The organism is Monashia sp. NPDC004114 (assembly GCF_053603855.1).
Genome location: NZ_JBSGGK010000012.1, coordinates 87700 through 111224, shown reverse-complemented (window position 1 = coordinate 111224; position 23525 = coordinate 87700). Strand labels below are relative to the sequence as shown.

Sequence of the window (23525 nt, the reverse complement as noted above, 5' to 3'; positions counted from 1 at the left end):
ATTGTGTTCATTGAGTTCTCGCCGCGGCGGTGGAGTGTCGCGGCGCAGACCTTTGCACTCCAGGTCGGCATCGCGGTCATCGTCGTCGCAGCCGGTCTCGCCGGCGCCTTCGTCCAGGCCCAGCGGGCGGGCGACCAGGAAGCGACGGCCAGGGCGCTGGCCGTCGCGGAGACGGTCTCGGCGACCCCCGAGGTGGTCAGTGCCGTCCAGGGCCCGGACCCCACGACAGAGCTGCAGCCCTACGCGGAGCGCGTCCGCCTCGAGTCCGGCACCGACTTCGTCGTCATCATGAGCCCCTCGGCGGTCCGCTTCACGCACCCCGACCCCAGCCAGATCGGCGGAAAGTTCCTGGGCCACACGGCCGAGGCGCTCGCCGGCGGTGTGGTCGTCGAGGACTACACCGGAACTCTGGGGCCGTCGTCGCGCGTCGTGGTCCCGGTGAAGGACGGCGCTCGCGTCGTCGCCCTCGTCTCGGTGGGCATCCGCAAGGCGGCGGTCGGCGAGCGCGTCCGCGCCCAGCTGCCCGGCATCCTGCTCGCCGGGTTGGTCGCCGCGCTGCTGTCCGGCCTCGGCACCGCGCTCGTCGCCCGCCGCATCCGGCGTCAGACGCACGGCCTCGGCGAGCGGCAGCTGCGCGAGATGTACGAGTACTACGACGCCGTCCTCCACGCTGTCACCGAGGGACTCGTCATCACCGACGTCGACGGCACGCTGCGGCTGGCCAACGACGAGGCCGTCCGCCTTCTCGGGCTCGCACCGGACGCGGTGGGACGCGAGGTCGCCGACCTCGGGCTCGCGCCGGCACTCGCCGCAGCCCTGACCGACGACGAGCCCCACGAGGACGAGCTCCATGTGACTGCCGCGCGCGTGCTCGTGCTCAACCGAGGTCCGGCCATGTGGCGCGGGCGCCGGCTCGGTCACGTGGCGACCCTGCGCGACCGCACCGACCTCGAGGCCCTGACGGGAGAGCTCGACTCGGCGCGCGGGCTCACCGAGGCCCTGCGTTCGCAGGCGCACGAGTCGGCCAACCGGCTCCACACCATCGTCAGCCTCATCGAGCTCGGCCACACCGACCGGGCGCTCGAGTTCGCGACCGACGAGCTCAGGGTGTCCCAGGTGCTGACCGACCGGGTGGTCGACTCCGTCGACGAGCCCGCCCTGACGGCGCTCCTGCTCGGCAAGGCGGCCGAGGCCCACGAGCGCGGGATCGCCTTCGAGATCGAGCCGGGGGCACACTGGCCACGCGACGTCGCGCCGACCCGCGACGTGGTCACCATCGTGGGCAACCTCATCGACAACGCCCTCGACGCGGTCGCGAGCGACGGAGCCGTGCTGGGCGCAGAGCGACGGGTCGTCTTCGGCTCCCGGGTCGACCACGGGTATGCCGTCCTCGACGTCTCCGACAACGGGCCGGGCCTGCCGCCCGGTGCCGTCGCCGACGCCTTCCGGCGCGGCTGGTCGACCAAGGAACAGGGCAGTGCCGGGAGGCGTGGCATCGGCCTGGCGCTCGTGGCCCAGACCGTCGACCGGCTGGGCGGCTCGCTCGAGGTCTCGGGGCCGCCGGGAGCGACGTTCACGGTGCGGCTGCCCGTGCGGGGGTCGTCGTGACCGGGCCGAAGGTACTTCGGGTCCTCGTCGTCGAGGACGAGCCGGTCGCGGCCGACGCGCACACGGCATACGTCTCGCGAGTCGACGGCTTCGCCGTCGCGGCCACGGTCGGCACCACCCAGGCTGCGCTGAAAGCGTTGCAGGACAAGCAGATCGACGTAGTCCTCCTCGACATGAACCTCCCGGACCGGCACGGTCTCGACGTCGTCCGCGCGATGCGCGCTGCCGGGCACCGGGCGGATGTCATCGCTGTCACGTCCGCGCGGGACCTCGAGGTCGTGCGGGCAGCGGTGTCGCTGGGGGTCGTGCAGTACGTCCTCAAGCCGTTCGTGTTCGCGACGCTGCGCGACCGGCTGCTTGCGTACCGGGCCTACCGCGACCAGGTCAGCGGCGGTGCGCAGCTGGGCACCCAGGCCGAGGTCGACGAGGTGTTCGCCGGCGCTCACGCCGCCACGGAGCCACGGCTGCCCAAGGGCATGGGCGAGGAGCTCCTCGCACGGGTGTCGAAGCTGCTCCGCGAGTCGTCGAGCGGGCGGTCGGCGTCGGAGATCGGCGAGGCCCTGGGGGTCAGTCGGGTGACCGCGCGGCGGTACGCCGAGCACCTCTGCGACACCAAGCTGGCCGTGCGGCGTTCGAGGTATGCCGGCGCCGGCCGCCCCGAGGTCGAGTACCTCTGGAGCCGCTGACCTTCCCCGGTTCGAGGACGCGTTCGAGCCGCGCCCAGGGCTTCCAGCCACCCGTGGACGAGTGGCTTCGAGTCTCGAGGCTGGCGTCGCGCTCCCCGGATGGCTGGGTCAGGCGGGAGCCTCCTCGGCGAGCCACCGGCGGATGGCAGCGCCGTCCTCGTCGAGCCTCGGCGGTGCGTCGTGGTCGCGGCGGGTGACCTCGGCACCGTCGCCGTCGAAGAACCGCAACGGTGGCCCAGGCAACGTGAGGCGGCCGAGGGTCGGGTGGTCGACCTCGATGACCAGGCCCTGGCTCGCGGTCTGGTCCCACGCGTACACCTCGTCGAGGCTGCGCACCTTGCCCGCGGGCACGCCGACCTCGGCGAGCCGAGCGAGCAGCGGCTCGGCGTCCCATTCGGCGAAGGCCCGCTCGACCACCTCGATGACCGTGGGGCGGTTCGCCACCCGGAGCGCGTTGGTGGCGAGCCCGTCGGCCGCGGGGTCCAGCCCGAACGCCGAGCAGAACCGGTGCCACAGCCCCTGGCTCCCGACCGCGATCTGCACCGACCCGTCGCGGCAGTGGAAGAGGCCGTACGGAGCGATCGAGGGATGGTGGTTACCGGCCGACCGGCCGACCTCGCCGGCCACGGTCCACCGCGTCCCCTGGAACGCGTGGACGCCGACGACGGCTGCGAGCAGCGACGTGCGGACGACGCCACCGCGTCCCGTGCGGTTGCGCTCGTGCAGCGCGGCGACGACCCCATAGGCGCCGTACATCCCGGACAGCAGGTCCGCGATGGGCACGCCGACCCGCTGCGGGTCGTCCGGGCCGGAACCGGTCAGTGACATGAGTCCGGCCTCGCCCTGCGCGATCTGGTCGTAACCGGCCCGCCCGCCCTCCGGTCCGTCGTGGCCGAACCCGGTGATCGACAGGACGACGAGGCGAGGGTTGCGCTGCATGAGCTCGTCGATGCCGAGGCCAAGCCGCTCGAGGACCCCGGTGCGGAAGTTCTCGACGAGCACGTCGGCGCGGTCGACGAGGGCGAGCAGCACGTCCTTGTCGGCGGGCTCCTTGAGGTCGAGGGTGATCGACTCCTTGTTGCGGTTCGCCGACAGGAAGTACGTGGCCTCGCGGGCGTCGTCCGGACCGACGAACGGCGGCCCCCAGCCGCGGGTGTCGTCGCCGTGCCCTGGTGCCTCGACCTTGATGACGCGGGCGCCGAGGTCGGCGAGCATCATCGTCGAGTGCGGGCCGGCGAGCGCTCGGGAGAGGTCGACGACGAGTACGTCCGAGAGGGGTCCGGTCACGCGGTCAGTATGCCGTCCGCCCCGTCCCCGAGCACCGCCCCGCCCCCTCCCACTCCGTCCCCCACCCTCCAGTCGAGTGGGCGCCCCGTCCCACCCGTCACAGGGCCTCGCCGCCTCCACTACCCCGACACCTCCAGTCGAGTGGGCGCCCCGTCCCACCCGTCACAGGGCATCGCCGCCTCCACGACCCCGACACCTCCAGTCGAGTGGGCACTCCGTCCCTCTGGTCACTCGATGTCGTGGGGCTGGTGGGACGGCGCGCCCACTCGACCTGGGATGGGTGGGGCTGGTGGGACGGGGCGCCCACTCGACCTGGGATCGGTGGGGCTGGTGGGACGGGGCGCCCACTCGACCTGGGTTCGGTGGGGCTGGTGGGACGGCGCGCCCACTCGACCTGGGTCAGGCCGGCTCGATGGACGCGGACGTGCGCTGGGTACGCAGCGCGGCCCGATGCACCTCGACCAGACCCACGTAGACCTCGGCGTTGCGCCGGATCCGGGTCAGCCCGTCGTCGTCGATCTCGCGGCGCACCTTGCCCGGTACCCCGGCGACCAGGGACCGAGGCGGGACCACCACACCTTCGGGGACAACCGCGCCGGCCGCGACGAGGCTGCCGGCCCCGATCCGCGCACCGTTGAGCACGACGGAGCCCATGCCGACCAGGCAGTCGTCCTCGATGGTGCATCCGTGGAGCACGGCTCGATGGCCGACCGACACCCCAGCCCCGATCGTCGTCGGATGCGTCGAGTCGGTGTGCACGATGACGCCGTCCTGCAGGTTGCTGCGCTCGCCGACGACGATCGGGTCAAAGTCGGCGCGAAGCACCGCGGTGTACCAGACGCTCGAGCCCGCGCGGAGCTCGACATCGCCAAGGATCTGCGCACTGGGCGCAACCCAGGCAAGCGGATCGACGCGAGGGACCTTGTCTCCCAATGGAACCAGCATCTTTACTCCCTCAGTCGGCCTGTGGTGAGGTGCGTGCGACGCCCGCACGTAGCGCCAGTGCGTCGTGGACGAGGCCGGTCGCGAGGGCCGCTCCGACCCCCTCACCGGCGCGGATCCGAAGGTCGAGCAGAGGCTCGAGCCCAAGCTCGCGCAGCACGAGAAGGTGCGCACGCTCGCGCGACCGCTGCCCCGCGACGAGGTGAGCGGCCACGGCGGGTTCGAGACGCGCCGCGGCGAGTGCGCAGACCGAGGTCGCCAGCCCGTCGAGCACGACCACACCGCCGGCGCCCGCGACGCCGAGCACGACACCGGTCAGGACTGCGAGCTCGCCGCCACCGAGGCGACGGAGCGCATCGTCGGGGCCGCATCGACCGACCCGCGTGACGGCCCGGGTGACGACGTCGAGCTTGCGCTCCATCATCGCGGAGTCAGCCGACGACCCCCGTCCGACGACCTCGGCCGGCCGCACGTCGAGCAGCGCGGCAGCGACGGCGGACGCGACGGTCGTGTTGCCGACGCCGACCTCCCCGACTGCGACGGGGCCGGCCGCAGCCAGGGCGGCACCGCGCTCGCTGCCGAGAGTCAGCAGGGCGGCATACGTCGCTGGATCGAGGGCGTCTGTCGTGACGAGATCTCCTCTGCCACAACCGATCCCAGCGTCGATGAGCTCGATGTCCAGCCCGGCGGCGCGCGCCGCGACGGCGCCCATCGATGTCCCCTCGCGCGTCGCGCGGGCGATGTCGGCAGTCACGGAGGGGTCGAAGGCGGTGACGCCGTATGCCGTCACGGCGTGGTCCGCGGCCGCGATGACGAGCGTGCCGCGTCCCGGCGCCACGGGCAGCGCGGTGATGCGGTCCAGCACCGTGTCGAGGACGCCCAGCGAGCCGGGGACGGTGAGCAGGTCGTCCGCGCGGTCTCGTGCGGCGACGACATCTGTCTGGTGCGGGGCTCGCAGGTGCGAGACCGGCGCGTCGCGCTCGGTCCACCGCTCGCGCATGACGACAGCCTCGAGGGGCAGACGCTTCGACCAGCCGGCACGCTCGAGGCCCGGCTCGGGCGGCCGCTCGTCGGGCCAGCCGAGGCAGAGCCAGCCGAGGGTCTCGACACCGTCGGGCAGGCCGAGCAGGTCGGCGAGCTCGGACGGCTCGAAGAGGGTCACCCAGCCGAGGCCGAGACCGTGGGCCCTCGCGGTGAGCCACATGTTCTCGATCGCGGCGGCGCACGACCAGAGGTCGGTGTCCGGGAACGTGGCCCGTCCGAGCACACCCGCCGCCGGGGTGCGCCGGTCGCACGCGACGACGAGCCCGATCGGCGCCTCTCTGATCCCCTCGAGGCGCAGGTCGAGCAGTCCGCGCGCGGAGTCCTCGGTCATGCCCGCGGCCTGGCGCAGGCGCGCCCGGTCGGCCATGAGGGCCGCAGCGTCCCGGGTCGCCGGGTCGGTCACGACGACGAAGCGCCACGGCTGGCTGTGCCCCACGGACGGGCCACGGTGGCCGGCCGTGAGCACCGCGGTGAGCACGTCCTCGGGCACCGGGTCTGGCCGGAACCGCCGGATGTCGCGCCGCGCACCGATGACCCGGTCGAGCGAGTCGAGGTCGTCGGCCAGCGCCCACGCATCCGGCGCCTGGGCCCGTTCGGCCGCCGACGAGGGGTCACCGATCGTCGGGACGGGCCTGCGGAAGCTCACGGACCGACTCTAGCCAGGCCACCGGCATACCCCCGGAACCAGCCAGGGTCAGGCAGGGGTCAGGCAGGGGTCGGGCCAGGCCTCGAGGCCCGAGTCAGGCCTCGACGTCGTCGAGCCCGGCGATGACGATCTCGAGCAGGCGCGCGAGCTCGTGACGCTCCCCTGAGTCGAGGCCGCGCAGGGTGTCGCTCTCGACGACGTTCGACTCGCGCACCGCAGCGCTGAACAGGGCCCATCCGTCCTTGGTCAGCGACACGAGGGTGCGCGTGCGGTTGGTCTCGTCGGGGGTGCGCTTGACCAGGCCGCGCAGGGCCATCTTGTCGAGACGGTGGGTCATCGACGACGGCGCAACGTTGGACAGGTCGGCCAGCTGGCTCGGGGTCAGGCACGTGTCGCCCGCCTTGGCGAGGGCGGCGAGGACGGACCACTCACCCTGGGTGAGGTCGAGGTCGGCGAACTGACGGACGTACCACTGGTCGAGCTTCTTGGTCACGGCATACACGGCGGTGATGACGCGCTGGACCGACTCCTCACCGCCGGCCGCGACATAGGTGGCCACATCGGCCGCGTGCTCCTGCTGCGCCGTCTGCCGTCGTCTCGCCACGAAACCACATTGTTCCACCCGCGTCGGCCGTGCTAGCGTTTCGACGTCGAACTTCGTGTTCGAAATATTCGAGGTCGAAGCCGCGTTGTGCTGCTTCGGCCTCTGCTGCTTCCGAAAGGGTGTGAACCACATGCGTACCAAGCTGCTCATCGTCGCGTCGTCAATCGGCATGCTCGGATGGGGCACGGTACTCCCGTACCAGTACGCGTATGCCGCCAACACCCGAGGGTGGGGCGCGCTCGCCGCCGCCCTCGCCAGCACGCTCTTCTCCGTCGGCGCGCTCGTCGCGGCACCCTTCGCGGGCCGGCTGAGCGACCGCTTCAACCCGGTCACCGTCGCCGTGACCGCCAAGGTCCTCGCCGCCGCCGGCGTCGGCAGCCTCGTCTGGGCCGACACCGCGAACGCCTTCCTGGTTGGCATGTTCGTGTTCGGCTTCGGCCTGACTGCGTCGGGGCCGGCCGCGTCGGTCCTGGTGCTGCGGTGGGCCGGAAGCACCGACCGGCGAAAGGTCTTCGCCTACAAGTTCACCGGTGAGGCGATCGGCATGGCGCTCGGCGCCTTCGTGGCCGGGCAGCTCGTCGACCTCTCCCGCCCCGACGGCATGGTCTTCGCGTTCGTCGCCGCCGGCCTCGGCTTCGCGATCTCCGCCGGGCTGATCTGGGTGGCCGGCGTCGGCGCGCCCACCCTGGTGGAGGCCGACGTCGCGCCCGACGAGGCGGAGTCCCGCGTCGGCACACTCGAGGCGCTCCGGCGCATCTTCGCCATCCCAGCTCTGAGGTGGACCGCCCTGGTCGCGGTGACGCTCGCGCTCGGCTTCTACGCCCAGTTCGAGTCAGGCCTACCCGCTTACGCGCTCACGGTCCTCGACGTCGACGAGTCGGCGATCGGCCTCGCGGCGGCGGTCAACTGCATCGTCATCGTGGCCCTGCAGGTCGTCGTCGTGCGGCTGACGGCCCGGCGAGCAGCCGGTTCGCTGCTCATGGTCGTCGGCGGCATCTGGACCCTCTCCTGGATGGTGCTGTCCGCCGCGCAGCTCATGAGCCCGGCGGTCGCCTCCGCGATGTTCGTCACGACGTTCGGCATCTTCGCGGTGGGCGAGACGATGTACGCTCCCGTCCTCAACCCGCTCACGGCGAGCCTGGCGCCCAAGGGCCTGGTGGGCACGACGCTCGGCACGTTCACGGCGATCCAGACGACGTTCTCCGCGCTCGGGCCGCTCGTCGCGGGTGCGCTGCTCGGGCTGGGCCTGTCGGGTGGCTTCCTCGCGCTGCACCTCGGGCTCAGTGTCGCCGCGGTGTATGCCGCGTGGCGCCTACGCGCCGCGATGCGCACCCGGCCTGTGGCGGAGCCGAGCCGGACCGACGCGCCGGAGCCCGCTCCGGACTCGTCGCCGGTCGCTGTCGCGGCCTGACCGTGGCCCCGCCTGACCGCGGCCCCGCCTGACCGCGGCCCCGACTGACCACAGCCGCCGACCGCCCTCGTCGACTGACCGCGCGACCTGCCGCAACACACCGGCCAGTCGCCAACCCACCCGGTTATTTCCGGCGAAGTTTGCGACTGCTCGGTGTGTTGCGGGGTCAGGTCATGGCTGGTCAGGTCAGGGGTGGGCGAGGAGTGCCACGGGCGTGAGCAGCACCCGGCCGGCCATTCCCACCGTTCGCCCCAGCGTCGTGACGTAGTCGGTGCGAAGCGGCTCGGTCCCGTCCAGCCGCCACAGCACCTGGGCGTTGGTCCAGGCGGCGTCGCGGGCCCGCGCGATGCTGAACGAGCCGATCAGGTTGGCGAGTGGCGCTGCATACCGGTCGAGCTCGAGATCGAGGCCGTCGAAGAAGGACTGCCGCACCTGCTCCTGCACGGTGTCCAGCACCTCGGTCATGCGCTGGTAGTCCGCCTGCACGCCGGCACTGTCGAGGGTGAGCCCCAGCTGGCGGCAGGCCCGGACGAGGGCGATCGACAGGTCGTGGTTGATGTGCGCGTTGACCCCGGCGACCGCGAACTGGATCGACAGGATCCCGGGCGTGTGCCGGCTCTCGAAGACCGGTGCCCAGGCCGGGTCCGGGTCGGGCGAGGCGACGGCATCGAGGTAGAGGCCGGCGAAGACGCAGTCCAGCCGGTCGATGAAGGCGCGGTCGGTGAAGTCTCCGGCGGCGATCCGTTCGCGGACGAGCTCGGTGACCCGCTGGTAGACGACATGGAAGGAGCGCACCCCGTCCCCCTCGGGCAGGGTCGCGCCCACGTCGGCCAGCCTGGCGATGACGGCGTCGACCGAGGCGAGCTGGCCGGGCGCCACCGGCTCCGGCCGGCCGCCGGCGAGACGGCCGCGGATCGCGTCGACGATGTCGGAGAACCAGCCCATGGCTTGGACGGTAGCCGCTCAGCGCGCCTGGAACGCCTCGATCCGGTCGATGGCCTCGCCGACCGCGGTGCTGCCGGCCGCGAAGCTCAGCCGTACCGAGCGCCCGCCCGCTCGGTCGTCGAAGTCGCCGCCCGGGGTGATCGCCACCCCGGCCTGCTCGAGAAGCGCTCGCGCGTATGCCGCCGAGCCGCCCCAGCGGTCGAGCTGCGGTCCCAGGTCGGCCCAGTAGTAGAACGCGCCGTCGGGGGGCGCGGACTCACCCCAACCGAGACGGGCTGCGTTGTCCAGCAACAGTTTTCGCGTACGAGCGAACTCCGCGACCGCCTCGTCGCACTCGTGGTACGACTCCTGCGCAAAGGCCGACACGGCGGCATACTGGGCGGGCGCGGGAGGGCAGAGCGCGACGTTGCCGGCCAGCGCGTCGACGGGACGGACGAGGTCTTCCGGCAGCAGCATCCAGCCGAGCCGCCAGCCGGTCATGCCCCAGTACTTGCTGAACGACGAGATGACGACGGCCGTGTCGTCGGTCTCCCACGCGCTGACGCCGCGGGGGTCCGGGGCGCCCGGCTCGGGATAGGTGACGCCGTGGTAGATCTCGTCGCTGACGAGCCGCACGCCGTTCGCGGCGCACCACTGCGTCAGCGCAGCGAGCTCGGCGCGGTCGACCATCGTGCCGGTAGGGTTCGCCGGTGAGGCGACGATGAGCCCGCGCAGCGCCCCCTCCGACTGGGCCGCGTCGAGCAGCTCGGGTGTCGGTTGGAAGCGCGTCCCCGGCCCGCAGTCGATCTCGACGACCTCGCAGCCGAGCGCCGTGAGGATGTTCCGGTATGCCGGGTAGCCCGGTCGGGCGAGCGCGACGCGGTCGCCCGACTCGAAGGCGGCGAGGAAGGCGAGGACGAACCCTCCCGACGAGCCGGTGGTGATGGCCACGCGGGCGGGGTCGACGTCGACGGCATACCAGCGCGCGTAGTGCGCAGCGATCTCGGCCCGCAGCTCTCGGATGCCCAGGGCCGAGGTGTAGGTCAGTGCGCGGCCCGACTCGTGCAGGCGAGCGGCCGCCTCCGACACGAGCGTCGGGGCGCCCCCGGAGGGCTCGCCGGCACAGAGGGAGACGACGTCGCGACCCTGCCCGCGGAGCACTGCGACGTGGTCGAGGACGTCCATCACCTCGAACGGCGGCACCTGCGACCGCCGGGACGGGTGGAGGGAGGCGTTGCGAAGGGTCACCGGCACAGTGTCCCGCAGCGCGCGCCGGTCAGCAGACGGCCCGCCAGCACGTGCCGAGCGACGGCGGCCGGCCAGAAAGCCCCAGCAGGGCGGCGATCCGCGCAACGCGCTGTTCACATGCTGGGACTAACGTAGGGCCGCATGACGATCGCGTACCACGCAGACTCTTCCGCCCTCGTCGACAAAGAGATCCTGACCTGGGAGACCTTCGGCACGGCGACCCGTGAGCTGGCGACCATCGTGGCCGGCTCGAGCTTCCGCCCACAGATCATCGTCGCCGTCGCGCGCGGCGGCCTCATCCCCGGTGGCGGACTGTCCTACGCCCTGGGCATCAAGCTCACCGACGCCATCAACGTCGAGTTCTACACCGATGTCGAGGAGACGCTGCCGGACCCGGTCCTGCTCGCGCCGCACCTGGACATGGAGAGCATCTCCGGCCGGTACATCCTCGTCGTCGACGACGTCGCCGACTCCGGCCGCACCCTGGCCCTGGTGCTCCGGCTGCTTCGCGATGCGGGAGCGGAGGCCCGCAGTGCGGTGCTCTACAGCAAACCGGGGTCCGAGGTGACGCCGGACTACGTGTGGCGAGAGACCGACAAGTGGGTCGTCTTCCCGTGGTCGGCCGAGCCGCCGGTCCTGGCCGCATCGGTGCCGGAGAACATCACCCGCGCCTGAGCAGTGTGGCCCGGGACCATGTCCGGCGCCCCAGGCCACTGGTAGAAACCGATCATGCCCAGCGCCTTCACGTGCTCCATGGTCGAGACCTCACGCCTGCGTCAGAACGTCTGGACCAGCGGCCCCGACGACGGCGTCCCGCTTTTGCTCCTGCACGGCAACCTGTCGACCGGTGGCTTCTGGCGCTACGTCGCTGCAGAGCTCGGTGGCGACGTGAGGGTCATCGCTCCCGACCTGCGCGGCTTCGGCCGGACCGACGCTGTCCCGGTCGACGCGACGCGCGGGCTCGGTGACATGGTCGAGGACGTGCACGCCCTGCTCGACACCCTCGGGTTCGCGGGCCGGCGCTCGGTCAACGCGGTCGGGTGGTCGATGGGCGCTGGGGTGGTCGAGCAGCTCATGCTGGAGCACCCGGACGACCTGGCGAGCGTCACGCTCATCGCACCCCTGTCGCCCTATGGCTTCGGCGGCACCACCGACGCCGTCGGCACCCGGGCGTTCGCCGACGGCGCGAGCACCGGCGGTGGCGGCGCGAACCCCGACTTTGTGCGGCGCCTGGCCGCGGGCGACGCCTCGGAGGACGACCCGCAGAGCAGCCCGCGCGTCGTCATGCGCACCTTCTACGGCGGCGGCGCGAACAGCGAGAACATCGACGAGGACTTCCTCGTGGACGAGCTGCTCCTGACCCGGACCGGCGACGACTTCTACCCCGGCGACTCGACACCCTCACAGCACTGGCCGGGCCTGGCACCGGGCGGTCGCGGCGTCCTCAACACGATGGCCCCGACCCACTACGACGCGTCGGCCATCGTCGACCTCGACCACAAGCCGCCGGTCCTGTGGCTGCACGGCACCGTGGACCAGGTCGTCAGCGATGCCTCGCTGTTCGACCTCGCCACACTCGGCTCGCTCGGCGCCATCCCCGGTTGGCCGGGCGCCGACGTGCTGCCCTCCCAGCCGATGGTCGGCCAGATGCGCGCGATCCTCGAGGCGTATGCCGCGAACGGCGGCGTCACGAAGGAGGTGGCGCTGGAAGGCATCGGACACGGCATACCGCTGGAGGTCCCGGCCACCGTCGCCGAGGAGGTCACCGCGCTGCTCGTCCGCTGAGGCCGCCCGGCGATGGCCGGCCTCGGGAGGCGTTGTCGCCGTCAGTGCGACGAGAACGCTCCTCGACCCCTGGCCGTGACGGTCCTACAACCACCGGGCCGGGTGCTCGACCAGCCGGTGCAGCTCGCGCAGTGCGGCACCGGTGGCACTCGGAGCAGGGTCGCCGTTCGCGCGCTCGATCTGTGGCGGCAGCCAGCGGCTGGACAGGACGCGGGTGCGCAGCTGTGGCTCGACGAGGGGGCGCACCTGGTCGGCGATCTGGCCGAGGTGGCCGCCGAGCACGATGACCGGCACATCGAGCACGTTGACGACCCCGCCGAGCGCGATGCCCAGCGCCCACGCCGCGCGCTCGAGGGCGCGGCTGGCATCGGGCTCGCCGGACCGGATCCGCTCGAGGAGCTCGGCCGCACCCGCGTCGTGGGGAAGGCCGGCCGCGTCGACGAGGGCCTGCCGACCGGCATACCTCTCGAGACATCCCGTCGACCCGCACGGGCACGGCGGCCCGTCGGGGTCGACGCACACGTGCCCGATCTCGCCGGCCCAGCCGTGGCGCCCCGACATCACCCTGCCGTCCACGACCACCGCTCCACCGATGCCGATCTCACCCGAGAGGTAGATGAAGTCGGCCAGCTGTCCCGGCCGTCCTGGCGAGGTGTAGGCGACCGTGAGCGCGGCGAGGTCCGCTTCGTTGCCGACGCGCAGATCGACGTGCCTCGGCGCGCCGAGAGCACCGAGATGGTCCGCCGGGCGCACGTCGGACCAGCCGAGGTTGGGGGCGCGCAGGAGCGTGCCGTCGCCCACCGAGACGATGCCCGGAAGGGCGAGGCCGGCGCCGACGAGGCTGGTCCCGGGCTCGAGTCCGGCCGTCGCGTCGCCGGCCAGGCGGCCGAGCCGGGCCAGCACCGGCCCGGGCTCGCTGCCGACGAAGTCGCCCGGCTCGACCGCGCTGGACAGGACGGCCCCGTCGAGGCCGACCACCTTGACCGCGAGATAGCTGGCGTTCACCTGCAGGCCGAGGGCCGCCACCCGGCGCCCCGGCGCCAGTGGCGTGGCCGGGCGGCCGGGGCCGGACGAAACCACCTGATCGAGCTCGACGAGTATGCCGCCCGCGACGAGGTCGTCGACGAGCCGGGACACGGTCGAGCGGGTCATCGAGGTCAGGCCCGCCACATCGGCTCGCGACGGCGGGTCGGCCGCGCCGAGCACGGTCTTCAGGACGAGCGCGAGGTTCGACTCGCGCAGCGATGCCTGACGAGCACTCGCGGGCAGGGCTGTCATGGCGCACCTGCGCCGCGGTCCGGCGGCGCGGCACTGCCACGCACGGACAGGTGAGGCGCGATGAGCTGCTGCTCGCCGGGCTGCCCGCCGAGCTGGGCCATCGCGAGCTCCACGGCACGGCGGCCGACGTCGCCGGCGGGGATCGAGACGGCGTCGAGGGCGACCGACTGCGCTTCGGCGATGTCGTCGGGACACAGCGCGACGACGGACATGCGGCTGGGCACCTCCAGCCCCCGGGCACGCAGCGATCCGATGAGCGCGGGCAGCGCCGCCTCGTTGTGGACGACAAGGCCCGTGACGTGGGGCTCGTCGCGAAGCAGCTCGTCCACCATCGACTCGACGTCGCGGTGGCCGGCGGAAAGTGCGTGCACCGAGCCCCGAACGCCGGCCGCCACGACGGCATCCTCGAAGCCGGAGCGGAAGCGCAGCGCATAGCTCGTGCCGCGCTCGTAGACCGCGGGTGTGGCACCGAACAACGCGATGTCGGTGTGGCCCAGCTCGACAAGCCGGTCGACGCACATCCGGGCCGCTGCGGCGAAATCAAGGTCTACACAAGCGAACTCGCCTGGCGAGTCGGGCACGCCGATCAGAACGACCGGGAAGCCCGAGCCGCGCAGGCTCTCGAGTCGCGGCTCGTCGGCCTCGACGTCCATGACGATGAGCGCGTCCGCCATCGACCCCTGGACCACGCGGCTGACGGCCTCGGGCCCCTCGTCCTTGGTGAGGAGCAGGACGTCGTAGTCGAACCGCCGGCACTCCAGGGTGATCGCCGCGACGAACTGCATGATGACCGGCACGTTGACGTCGGTGCGCAGCGGCACGACGAGGCCCACGATCTTGGTGCTCGCGCTGGCGAGGGCGCGGGCTCCGGCGTTCGGGCGGTAGCCGAGCCTGGCGATGCCGGCCTCGACCCGGGCGCGGGTCTCCGCGGAGATGGCGCGCTTGCCGCTCAGCACGTACGACACGGTGCTCGGTGCGACCCCGGCCTCGCGGGCCACATCGGCGATCGTCGGCATGCGATCACCATAGGCGAGCGACGGCGCGCCGGCGGTCGGTGCCAGCGTGGGTCTCACGGTCGGCCTCCTTCGGGTCGGGTGCGCGCAGGTGCACCATCGCACAATAAGTCTTTTCGCGAAACTATTGACGCCCTCCGGTCGGGGATGGGACAGTCGAAGCGCTTCGACACTCCCCACCTCAACCGTAGTGGAGAACTCGCGGCTGACGAGTCGAAGCGCTTCGACAACACTCGACCAAGGAGCAACAATGAGGTTTTCCTTCCCCCGGGCGGCCCTGGCGGCAGCGGCCGCCGGCGTCCTGGCCCTCACCGCCTGCAGCGGCGGCTCGTCCGGAGCGGGAGGCGACGACTCGAGCGCCACCACGCTGCGCCTCTGGCACTACGAGAGCGCCAACGGCGCCATGGGTGTGGCCTGGGACAAGGCCATCGAGATCTTCAAGAAGGAGCACCCGGGCGTCACCGTCGAGTTCGAGCGCAAGGCGTTCGAGCAGATCCAGCAGAACGCCGGCATGATCCTCAACTCCGACCAGGCACCCGACGTCATGGAGTACAACAAGGGCAACGCGACCGCCGGCCTGCTCGCGAGCCAGGGACTGCTCACCGACCTCACCGACATCGCCAAGGACCGCGGCTGGGACAAGAAGCTCAGCCCCAGCCTGCAGACGACGGCCAAGTACGACGACAAGGGCGTCATGGGCGGCAACACGTGGTACGGCGTGCCGAACTACGGCGAGTACGTGATGGTCTACTACGACAAGAACCTCTTCACCAAGTACGGGGTCAAGCTGCCGACCACGTTCGCCGAGCTCGAGACCGCGCTGGCCGCCTTCAAGGCCAAGGGGGTTGCAGGGCTGGGGATGTCCGGCGCCGAGTACCCCGCCGGCCAGCTCTACTACCAGCTGGCCCTGTCCAAGGCGGACCGCACCTTCGTCAACAGCTACCAGCTCTACAAGGGCGCGGTCGACTTCCACTCCGACCCGCTCAAGTACGGAGCAGAGACCTTCGACAAGTGGGTCAAGGCGGGCTACATCGCCAAGGACACCGCGAGCGCCAAGGCCGAGGACATGGGCACCGCGTTCATCGCCGGCAAGACTCCGATGATCGTCTCCGGCAGCTGGTGGTTCGGCCGGTTCACCGACGAGATCAAGGCGTTCGACTGGGGCACGATGCTCTTCCCCGGCAACACTCTCGACGCCGGCTCGTCAGGCAACCTCTGGGTCGTCCCGACGAACTCCAAGGCCAAGTCGCTCGCCTACGACTTCATCGACATCACCATGCGACCCGAGGTGCAGAACCTCCTCGGTGAGAAGGGCGGCCTGCCCGTGGCCGGTGACCCGTCGACCATCAAGGACGCCCGCACCCGCCAGATGACGGAGAACTTCGCGACGCTCCTCAAGCAGGACGGCCTCGCCTTCTACCCCGACTGGCCCGTCCCCGGCTACTACGACGTCATCGTGGCGAGCCTGCAGGGGCTCATCAACCAGTCGCAGACGCCGAGCGCGGTGCTCGACTCGCTGGCCAAGCCCTACCAGGACGGCATCAAGGAGATCCAGGCCAAGTAGGCCTGGACCCGCGACTCGAGTGCCGCGGGGTGGGGCGGGCCGACCGTCCGTCCCACCCCGACGCCGGAGGTGACCTCAATGACGACCATCACCCACAGCCGCCGTCGGACTCGCGACGGCTCCTACTGGACCTACTTCCTGCCGGGCGCGGTGCTGTTCACCGTGGTCATCGCGATCCCGTTCGTCTACAACATCTACCTGTCGCTGACCCGGTGGTCGGGTGTCGGCCAGCCGCGGTTCGCCGGGCTGCACCAGTACACCAGGCTCTTCGCCGACGAGGTCTTCTGGCAGTCATTCCGCAACTCGCTGTCGATGATCGTGGCGATGGTCGTCATCCCGACCGTCATCGGGCTGGTCCTGGCCGCCGCCTTGTTCGACGTCCTCGGCCGGAGGTTCGGCCAGCGCGTCGTGTCGGTGCTGCGAGCGACCTTCTACCTACCGCAGATCCTGCCCGTCGTCGTCGCCGGCATCGTGTGGGGCTGGATCCTGCGCCCCGACGGCGCGCTCAACGGCATACTCGACGCGGTCGGGCTCGGCGGGCTGACGCAGGACTGGCTCGGCGACCCGACGTATGCGATGCCGTCGGTGATGCTCGTCATGGTGTGGGTGCAGATCGGCTACCCCGTCGTCATCTTCATGGCGGCACTGGGCCGCGTCGACCCGGAGCTCTACGAGGCGGCCGAGCTGGACGGCGCAGGCTGGTGGGCTCGCTTGCGCCACATCACGATTCCCCAGATCAGGCCCGAGGTCTACGTGGTGGCACTGACCTGCACGATCGCCGCGCTGAAGGTCTTCGGCCCGATCTTCGCGCTGACCCGAGGCGGCCCTGAGAACGCGACGATCGTCCCGTCCTACTTCGCGTACACGACGTTCTTCAAGAAGCTCGACGTCGGCTACGGCGCCGCGATCGCCACGGTGCTGACGCTCATCATCGTCGTCGTGGCCGCGGTCTTCATGTCCTTCCAGACCCGGTCCGAGCGAAAGGACGGCTGAGCCATGGCCACCATCGTCACGACGCCCACGACCACCCGATCGGTCGACGAGACGCCACCGAGGTCGCCGGTCGCACCCAACCCGTCAGGGGCCGGCCGGTTCACCCGGGGACCCCTGCGCTGGCTCGTGCTCGTCCTCGTCACGCTCTGCGCCCTGGCCGTGCTCGCGCCCTTCGTGCTCATGCTCCTCAACGCGTTCAAGTCGCCGTCGGACTACAGCACCAACGGCCCGCTCAGCCTGCCGACCGAGTTCTACACCAAGGGCCTGACGACCTACTGGACCCAGGTGAACTACCCGCAGAAGCTGTTCAACTCGATCCTGATCTCCGGCACGGTCGCGGTGGCAGCAACCCTCATCTCGCTCCTCAACGCGTTCGCGCTGGGCATCGGCCGGGTCCGCGGGCGGGTCTGGATCGTCGGCGTGTTCCTGCTCGCCAACATGCTGCCGCAGGAGGCCCTGGTCTACCCGCTCTACTTCTTCTCCAAGCAGGTCGGCCTCTACAACACGCAGCTGTCGGTCATCATCATCTTCACCGTCATCCAGAGCGCCTTCGGCACCTACCTGCTCTCCTCGGTGCTGAGCACATTCCCGCGGTCGGTGCTCGAGGCGGCAGCCCTCGACGGGGCGAGCCGGTGGCAGACGCTCTGGCGCGTGGTCTTCCCGATCGCGCGCCCGACCCTGTCGGTGCTGCTCATCTTCTTCTTCATCTGGACCTGGAACGAGTTCTTCATCCCTCTGGTCATGCTCATCTCCAACAGCACCCAGACCGTTCCGGTGGCCCTCGCGACGCTTCAGGGTGACCGCATCATGGATGCGCCGACGACCAACGCGGGTGCTCTCATCTCGCTCATCCCCTGCATCATCTTCTTCCTCATCTTCCAGCGCACCCTGACCCGCGGGGTCATGGCCGGCGCCGAGAAGTGACCCCAGGAAAGGGAACTCGGTCTCCTCATGAAGTTCACTGACGGTTACTGGCAGTCGCGCGAGGGCTACACGCTGCTGCGCCCGGCCGAGGTGCGCGACCTCGTGGTCGGCGACGACGGGACGACCCTGACGGCATACGCCCCCACCTCGCGCATCGGGTCGCGCGGCGACACGCTCAACCGCCCGCTCCTGACGATGCGGTTCAGCTCACCGATGACGGACGTCATCGGGGTGCGCGTGACCCGTCACGAGGGCGGCCTCCCCCGGCTGCCGCAGTTCGCACTGACGGGTGCTGATGGCGCCCGCGCCACCGCGAGCGTGGACGACACCGCTGGGGTCCTGCAGGCGGGGCGCCTCAGCGTCCGCGTCGCCAAGGGCCCCGGGTATGCCGTGAGCTTCGTCGCCGACGGACGCACCCTCACCGGGTCGATGCCGCGCGGGACGACGGTGGCGCTCGGGCCGGGTGGGGACATCTGGGCAGCCGAGCAGCTCGCGCTCGGGGTGGGCGATCTCGTCTACGGGCTCGGCGAGCGGTTCGGACCGGTGGTCAAGAACGGCCAGACGGTCGACATCTGGAACGCCGACGGCGGGACGAGCAGCGAGCAGGCCTACAAGAACGTGCCGTTCTACCTGACCAACGCGGGCTACGGTGTCTTCGTGCGCCACCCCGAGGAGGTGTCGTTCGAGGTCGGCTCGGAGGCGGTGTCGGCCACCCAGTTCTCGGTCGAAGGCGAGCAGCTCGAGTACTACGTCATCTACGGCCCGACGCCGAAGCAGATCCTCGCGAGGTACACGGCCCTGACCGGCCGCGCACCCCAGGTGCCGGCGTGGTCGTTCGGGCTGTGGCTCTCGACGTCGTTCACGACGAGCTACGACGAGGCGACGGTGACGTCGTTCGTCGACGGGATGGCCGAGCGCGGGCTGCCGCTGTCGGTGTTCCACTTCGACTGCTTCTGGATGCGCGAGTTCCACTGGTGCGACTTCGTCTGGGACCCAGCGACGTTTCCGGACCCGGAGGGCATGCTGCGCCGGTTGAAGGCCAAGGGCCTGCGGATCTGCGTCTGGATCAACCCGTACATCGCCCAGCGCTCGGCCCTGTTCACCGAGGGCATGGAGAAGGGCTATCTCGTGCGGCGAGCCGACGGCAGCGTCTGGCAGTGGGACAAGTGGCAGGCCGGCATGGGCCTGGTCGACTTCACCAACCCCGCCGCCGTGGACTGGTACACCGCTGCGCTCGGGCGGCTGCTCGACATCGGCGTCGACTGCTTCAAGACCGACTTCGGCGAGCGCATCCCGACGGATGTCGTCTGGCACGACGGCTCGGATCCCGAGCGGATGCACAACTACTACACGCACCTCTACAACCGCGCCGTGTTCGACCTGCTCGAGAGGCGCCGCGGCGAGGGCGACGCGGTGCTCTTCGCGCGGTCTGCGACCGCCGGCGGCCAGCAGTTCCCGGTGCACTGGGGTGGCGACTGCGACTCGACCTTCCCGTCGATGGCCGAGTCGCTGCGTGGCGGGCTCTCGCTGGCCTACTCGGGCTTCGGCTACTGGTCGCACGACATCGGCGGCTTCGAGGGCACGCCCGACTCCGCGGTCTTCAAGCGCTGGCTCGCCTTCGGGCTGCTGTCGAGCCACAGCCGGCTGCACGGGTCCGACTCCTACCGCGTGCCGTGGGCGTTCGACGACCAGGCGGTCGAGGTGACCCGGAGGTTCACGACTCTCAAGCTCGCACTCATGCCGTATCTCGCGCGTGTCGCGCGGGAGGTGACCTCGGACGGCGTGGGTGTCATGCGCCCGATGCTGCTGGAGTTCCCCGCCGACCCGGCCGCTGCCCACCTCGACCGCCAGTACCTGCTCGGCGAGTCCCTTCTCGTGGCACCAGTTTTCGCCGCCGACGGCAGGGTCGACTACTACGTCCCCGAGGGTCGTTGGACGTCGCTGCTCGACGGGTCGACGGTGACCGGGCCCCGCTGGGTGCGGGAGGAGCACGGCTTCGACTCGCTGCCGCTGCTCGTGCGCCCGGACACGGTGCTGCCATTGGGGTCGCGCACGGACACACCTGAGTACGACTGGGCTGACGGCGTCACCCTGGCCCTCGTGGAGCTCGCCGACGGCGACCGGGAGGTGGTGGTTCCCGGGTTTGCGGGCGCGGCCGACACAGTCTTCGCTGTGGCGCGCAACGGTGACCGCATCACGGTGCGTGGCGTGTCGGGTCCGTCGGGGAGCGTCCCGTGGCGGGTCATCGTGCCGGGAGCGACCTCGGCCGTCGTCGAGGGCGGCGTCCGGGTGGACCCGGCCGGTGACCTGCCGTATGCCGCCTCCGGCCTTGTCGTCGAGGCGTCGGGTGACGTTGTCACCATCGTGCTCGGACACGACTCGGGCGACATGGACGGAGGCGCTCGATGACCGGCCACGTGTCGCGCGAGGACCTCGCCGCGCGCTTCCCCGCGGGGTTCCGTTGGGGGGCGGCCACGGCGGCATACCAGATCGAGGGCGGCGTGCACGCCGACGGACGCGGCGCCTCCATCTGGGACAGATTCAGCCACACGCCAGGTCGCACGCTCGGCGGCGACACCGGCGACGTGGCTGTCGACCACTACCACCGCTGGCGCGACGACGTGCGCCTCATGGCCGATCTCGGCCTTCAGGCGTACCGGTTCTCCATCGCCTGGCCGCGCATCCAGCCCACGGGGCGCGGCCCGGCCAACCGGGCCGGTCTCGACTTCTACTCCCGCCTCGTGGATGCCTTGCTGGACAACGGAATCCAGCCCGTGCCGACGCTCTACCACTGGGACCTGCCCCAGGCGCTCGAAGACGCGGGTGGGTGGCCCGAGCGCGACACGGCATACCGCTTCGCCGAGTACGCCGGGCTCGTCGCCGAGCGGCTCGGGGACCGGATCCCGCTATGGCTCACGCTCAACGAGCCGTGGTGCACGGCATACCTCGGTTATGCCGCGGGCGTGCACGCTCCCGGTCGCACCGAGGCCGCCGCGGCGATGGCGGCGGTCCACCACCTCAACCTCGCGCACGGCCTCGGCGGCAGAGCGGTCCGGGCCGTGGCCGGTGAGCAGGCCGGCATCGGAGCAGCGCTCAACTTCCACGTGCCGCGGCCCGTCGACCCCGACGACCCGCGCGACCTCGATGCGGTGCGCAAGGTCGACGCCCTCGCCAACCGGGCCTTCCTCGCGCCGATGCTCGAGGGCCGCTACCCCGACGACCTGGTGCGCGACGTCGCGTCCGTGACCGACTTCGGGTTCGTCCGGGACGGGGACCTGCAGCAGGCGGCGATCCCGATGACGACGCTGGGGGTCAACTACTACGCGAGCTGTCTCGTGCGGCACTACTCCGGACAGGAACCACGCGCCACCGCCGACGGGCACGGCGAGGGCGCGAGCCCGTGGGTCGGCGCCGACGACATCGAGTTCCCCGCCACGGCGCCCCCGCACACGGCGATGGGGTGGAACATCGACCCTGCGGGCCTGACCGAGCTGCTCACCGGTCTCTCCCAGCGCTATCCCGGGCTGCCGCTGCTCATCACCGAGAACGGCGCCGCGTTCGCCGACACGGTGAGCCCCGACGGCCGGGTGCGCGACGACGGGCGCACCGACTATGTGCGGCGCCACCTCGGGGCGGTCGCCGACGCGCTCGACACCGGTGCGGACGTGCAGGGCTACCTCGTCTGGTCGCTGCTCGACAACTTCGAGTGGGCCTACGGCTACGACCGCCGGTTCGGCATCGTCCGGGTCGACTACGACACGCTCGAGCGGACCGTGAAGGACTCCGGCCGGTTCTATGCCGCCCTCGTCGCCCACCACCGCGCCACCTGACCACCCCACCCACCCACCCCGCCGTCCCAGCCCCCTGACCTCGCCCACGGCTCCGCAACACACCGAGCAGCCGCAAACCTTGACGGTTATTTCCGCAGAACTTGGCCGTTGCCCGGTGTGTTGCTGGGTGCGGGGCGACGTATGGTGCGAGGCATGGACCTTGGACTCCACCTTGCCAACTTCACCTGGAGCGGGGGGCCGGCCACGTTCGTCGACGACCTCACCCGCACCGCCAAGACCGCGGAAGACGTCGGCTACACGAAGCTGTCGGTCATGGACCACGTCTGGCAGATCGGGCCGGTCGGGCCGAAGGAGCACGAGATGCTCGAGGCCTACACCGCACTCGGCTTCCTCGCGGCGGTCACCGAGCGGATCCAGCTGCTGACGTGGGTCACCGCCGCGGTCTACCGCGAGCCGGGTCTGCTCGCCAAGGAGGTCACGACCCTCGATGTCCTCTCGAAGGGCCGCGCCTGGCTCGGCATCGGGGCCGCGTGGAACGAGGAGGAGTGCGCGGGCCTCGGGCTGCCGTTCCCACCGACTGCCGAGCGCTTCGAGCGGCTCGAGGAGACCTTGCAGATCTGCCTCCAGATGTGGTCTGACAGCGAGCAGCCCTACGAGGGCAAGCACTACCAGCTGGGCAGAACACTGAACTCACCCCAGTCCGTGCAGCGCCCGCACCCGCCCATCCTCATCGGAGGCGGAGGCGAGAAGAAGACGCTGCGGATGGTCGCGCAGTACGCCCAAGCCTGCAACCTGTTCGACAGCCCCGAGCTGCCGCGCAAGCTCGAGATCCTGCGCGAGCACTGCGACCGGCTCGGCACCGACTACGACGCGATCGAGAAGACCGTGATGTCGCCGATCGACCCGGGACCCAACGGCGAGAAGGTCGACGACGTGCTCGAGCACCTGCGCGAGCTCGCCGGCTTCGGCGTCACGCACACGCACATGCGGGCGCTCGACGGGTCGCGCACCGACTGGCTGGAGCTCATGGGTGAGCGGGTCATCCCGGAGGCCTCGAAGCTCTGAGCCCAGGACGTGCGCGTGCCGTCAGAGCAGGGCGCGCACGGCCGCCGGGTCCTCCAGGTGCGCGTTGTGCCCGAGCCCAGGCAGCGTGACCGGATCGGGCACCAGGGCGGCCAGCTGTGCATCGCTCACCATGGGGTCGTGCTCGCCACGCGCTAGGGTCACGACGGCCGAGGAGTGGTCCAGCAGCCCCGCCATGTCGGGTCGGCCGACGCCGAATGCCCTGGCGTCCAAGGCGAGTCGCCAGACACCACCGGCCTCGAGCACCCCTTCGTGTGCGACGCGGTCGTCCACCAGGTCGCCGACGCCGGAGATCTTGCGGTGCCGGGCGACGGCCTCGGACTCGGACTCGAACCACGCGATCGGGCGTCCCGCCAGCTCGCGCCCGCGGGCCAGCTCCTCGTCCGTCCACTCGACCTTGATCCCGAGACCCACGACCCGTCGCACCGCCCGGACCTGTCGTGCCAGCTCCAGCGCGACGACGCCGCCGAGCGAGTGGCCGATGACGGCATACGACGAGGCCTCGGGCAACCCCGCGGCAATCTGCTCCGCCATGGTCGCGAAGGTGTACGACTCGAGCCACGGCGCGGTGCCGTGACCGGGCAGGTCCGGCACGTGGACGGGACCGTGGACCAGCCGGGCGAGCCGATCCCAGACCCCGTGCGTGCCACCGAGCCCGTGCAACAGCACGACGACTTCCGTCACCGCGCCCTCC

20 protein-coding genes are annotated in these 23525 nt (G+C 71.1%); 11 read left to right on the top strand and 9 right to left on the bottom strand.

All coding sequences use genetic code 11. The annotated features are described in order from the left end of the window. The first annotated feature begins 3 nt into the window (after positions 1–3). Together ACWEOW_RS16160 and ACWEOW_RS16155 are read left to right on the top strand one after the other, a co-directional pair. Positions 4–1608 (top strand): sensor histidine kinase, encoded by a 1605-nt coding sequence (locus tag ACWEOW_RS16160; RefSeq protein WP_452270240.1) that lies wholly within the window; start codon positions 4–6, stop codon positions 1606–1608. Next, on the top strand, positions 1605–2294 hold the full coding sequence (locus ACWEOW_RS16155) for a response regulator (RefSeq protein WP_452270239.1): 690 nt from the start codon (positions 1605–1607) through the stop codon (positions 2292–2294). The genes ACWEOW_RS16160 and ACWEOW_RS16155 overlap by 4 nt, the downstream gene beginning before the upstream one ends. A gap of 108 nt (positions 2295–2402) precedes the next feature. Here ACWEOW_RS16155 and ACWEOW_RS16150 read toward each other — a convergent pair whose 3' ends face one another. The 4 genes from ACWEOW_RS16150 to ACWEOW_RS16135 form a co-directional block, all read right to left on the bottom strand. Beyond that, complete coding sequence (locus ACWEOW_RS16150; RefSeq protein WP_452270238.1) at positions 2403–3581, bottom strand: CaiB/BaiF CoA transferase family protein; 1179 nt, start codon at positions 3579–3581, stop codon at positions 2403–2405. A gap of 399 nt (positions 3582–3980) precedes the next feature. Beyond that, positions 3981–4526 (bottom strand): gamma carbonic anhydrase family protein, encoded by a 546-nt coding sequence (locus ACWEOW_RS16145; RefSeq protein ID WP_452270237.1) that lies wholly within the window; start codon positions 4524–4526, stop codon positions 3981–3983. A 10-nt stretch (positions 4527–4536) separates the two neighbouring features. Then, positions 4537–6213, bottom strand: coding sequence for a 5,6-dimethylbenzimidazole synthase (bluB, locus tag ACWEOW_RS16140; protein WP_452270236.1), 1677 nt, complete (start codon positions 6211–6213; stop codon positions 4537–4539). Between the two features lie 94 nt (positions 6214–6307). Continuing rightward, a complete protein-coding gene (locus ACWEOW_RS16135; RefSeq protein ID WP_452270235.1) occupies positions 6308–6817 on the bottom strand; it encodes a MarR family winged helix-turn-helix transcriptional regulator in 510 nt (169 codons plus the stop codon). A gap of 130 nt (positions 6818–6947) precedes the next feature. On the opposite strand from ACWEOW_RS16135, the gene ACWEOW_RS16130 reads away from it, so the two are divergent. Next, a complete protein-coding gene (locus ACWEOW_RS16130; protein ID WP_452270234.1) occupies positions 6948–8228 on the top strand; it encodes an MFS transporter in 1281 nt (426 codons plus the stop codon). Positions 8229–8414: 186 nt separating this feature from the next. Here the strand turns inward: ACWEOW_RS16130 and ACWEOW_RS16125 are convergent, their stop codons facing one another. Further along, complete coding sequence (locus ACWEOW_RS16125; RefSeq protein ID WP_452270233.1) at positions 8415–9173, bottom strand: DUF5995 family protein; 759 nt, start codon at positions 9171–9173, stop codon at positions 8415–8417. Between the two features lie 18 nt (positions 9174–9191). Next, complete coding sequence (locus ACWEOW_RS16120) at positions 9192–10337, bottom strand: pyridoxal phosphate-dependent aminotransferase (protein WP_452270300.1); 1146 nt, start codon at positions 10335–10337, stop codon at positions 9192–9194. 204 nt (positions 10338–10541) lie between these two features. Here ACWEOW_RS16120 and ACWEOW_RS16115 point away from each other — a divergent pair, with 204 nt between their 5' ends. Further along, a complete protein-coding gene (locus ACWEOW_RS16115) occupies positions 10542–11075 on the top strand; it encodes a phosphoribosyltransferase (protein ID WP_452270232.1) in 534 nt (177 codons plus the stop codon). A gap of 54 nt (positions 11076–11129) precedes the next feature. Beyond that, entirely contained in the window at positions 11130–12185 is a 1056-nt protein-coding gene (locus ACWEOW_RS16110; protein ID WP_452270231.1) for an alpha/beta hydrolase, read from the top strand. An 84-nt stretch (positions 12186–12269) separates the two neighbouring features. On the opposite strand, the gene ACWEOW_RS16105 is transcribed toward ACWEOW_RS16110, so the two are convergent. Together ACWEOW_RS16105 and ACWEOW_RS16100 are read right to left on the bottom strand one after the other, a co-directional pair. Beyond that, the gene (locus tag ACWEOW_RS16105) at positions 12270–13463 is read right to left on the bottom strand and encodes an ROK family protein (RefSeq protein ID WP_452270230.1); all 1194 of its coding nucleotides are present in this window, start codon (positions 13461–13463) and stop codon (positions 12270–12272) included. Further along, positions 13460–14479 carry a LacI family DNA-binding transcriptional regulator gene (locus tag ACWEOW_RS16100; RefSeq protein WP_452270229.1) on the bottom strand — a complete coding sequence of 340 codons (1020 nt, stop codon included), beginning with the start codon at positions 14477–14479 and terminating at the stop codon, positions 13460–13462. The genes ACWEOW_RS16105 and ACWEOW_RS16100 overlap by 4 nt, the downstream gene beginning before the upstream one ends. Positions 14480–14726: 247 nt before the next feature. On the opposite strand from ACWEOW_RS16100, the gene ACWEOW_RS16095 reads away from it, so the two are divergent. From ACWEOW_RS16095 to ACWEOW_RS16070, 6 genes are all read left to right on the top strand, one after another. Then, complete coding sequence (locus ACWEOW_RS16095; protein WP_452270228.1) at positions 14727–16040, top strand: ABC transporter substrate-binding protein; 1314 nt, start codon at positions 14727–14729, stop codon at positions 16038–16040. Between the two features lie 78 nt (positions 16041–16118). Beyond that, the gene (locus ACWEOW_RS16090; protein ID WP_452270227.1) at positions 16119–17033 is read left to right on the top strand and encodes a carbohydrate ABC transporter permease; all 915 of its coding nucleotides are present in this window, start codon (positions 16119–16121) and stop codon (positions 17031–17033) included. A 3-nt stretch (positions 17034–17036) separates the two neighbouring features. Further along, positions 17037–17957, top strand: coding sequence for a carbohydrate ABC transporter permease (locus ACWEOW_RS16085; RefSeq protein WP_452270226.1), 921 nt, complete (start codon positions 17037–17039; stop codon positions 17955–17957). A 27-nt stretch (positions 17958–17984) separates the two neighbouring features. After that, positions 17985–20366: an alpha-xylosidase gene (yicI, locus tag ACWEOW_RS16080; protein WP_452270225.1), complete on the top strand. Its 2382-nt coding sequence runs from the start codon at positions 17985–17987 to the stop codon at positions 20364–20366. Further along, positions 20363–21787 carry a GH1 family beta-glucosidase gene (locus ACWEOW_RS16075; RefSeq protein WP_452270224.1) on the top strand — a complete coding sequence of 475 codons (1425 nt, stop codon included), beginning with the start codon at positions 20363–20365 and terminating at the stop codon, positions 21785–21787. Before yicI ends, ACWEOW_RS16075 begins: the two co-directional genes overlap by 4 nt. 153 nt (positions 21788–21940) lie before the next feature. After that, the gene (locus ACWEOW_RS16070; protein WP_452270223.1) at positions 21941–22813 is read left to right on the top strand and encodes an LLM class F420-dependent oxidoreductase; all 873 of its coding nucleotides are present in this window, start codon (positions 21941–21943) and stop codon (positions 22811–22813) included. 21 nt (positions 22814–22834) lie between these two features. On the opposite strand, the gene ACWEOW_RS16065 is transcribed toward ACWEOW_RS16070, so the two are convergent. Beyond that, positions 22835–23515 (bottom strand): alpha/beta fold hydrolase, encoded by a 681-nt coding sequence (locus ACWEOW_RS16065; RefSeq protein ID WP_452270222.1) that lies wholly within the window; start codon positions 23513–23515, stop codon positions 22835–22837. Between the last annotated feature and the right edge of the window lie 10 nt (positions 23516–23525).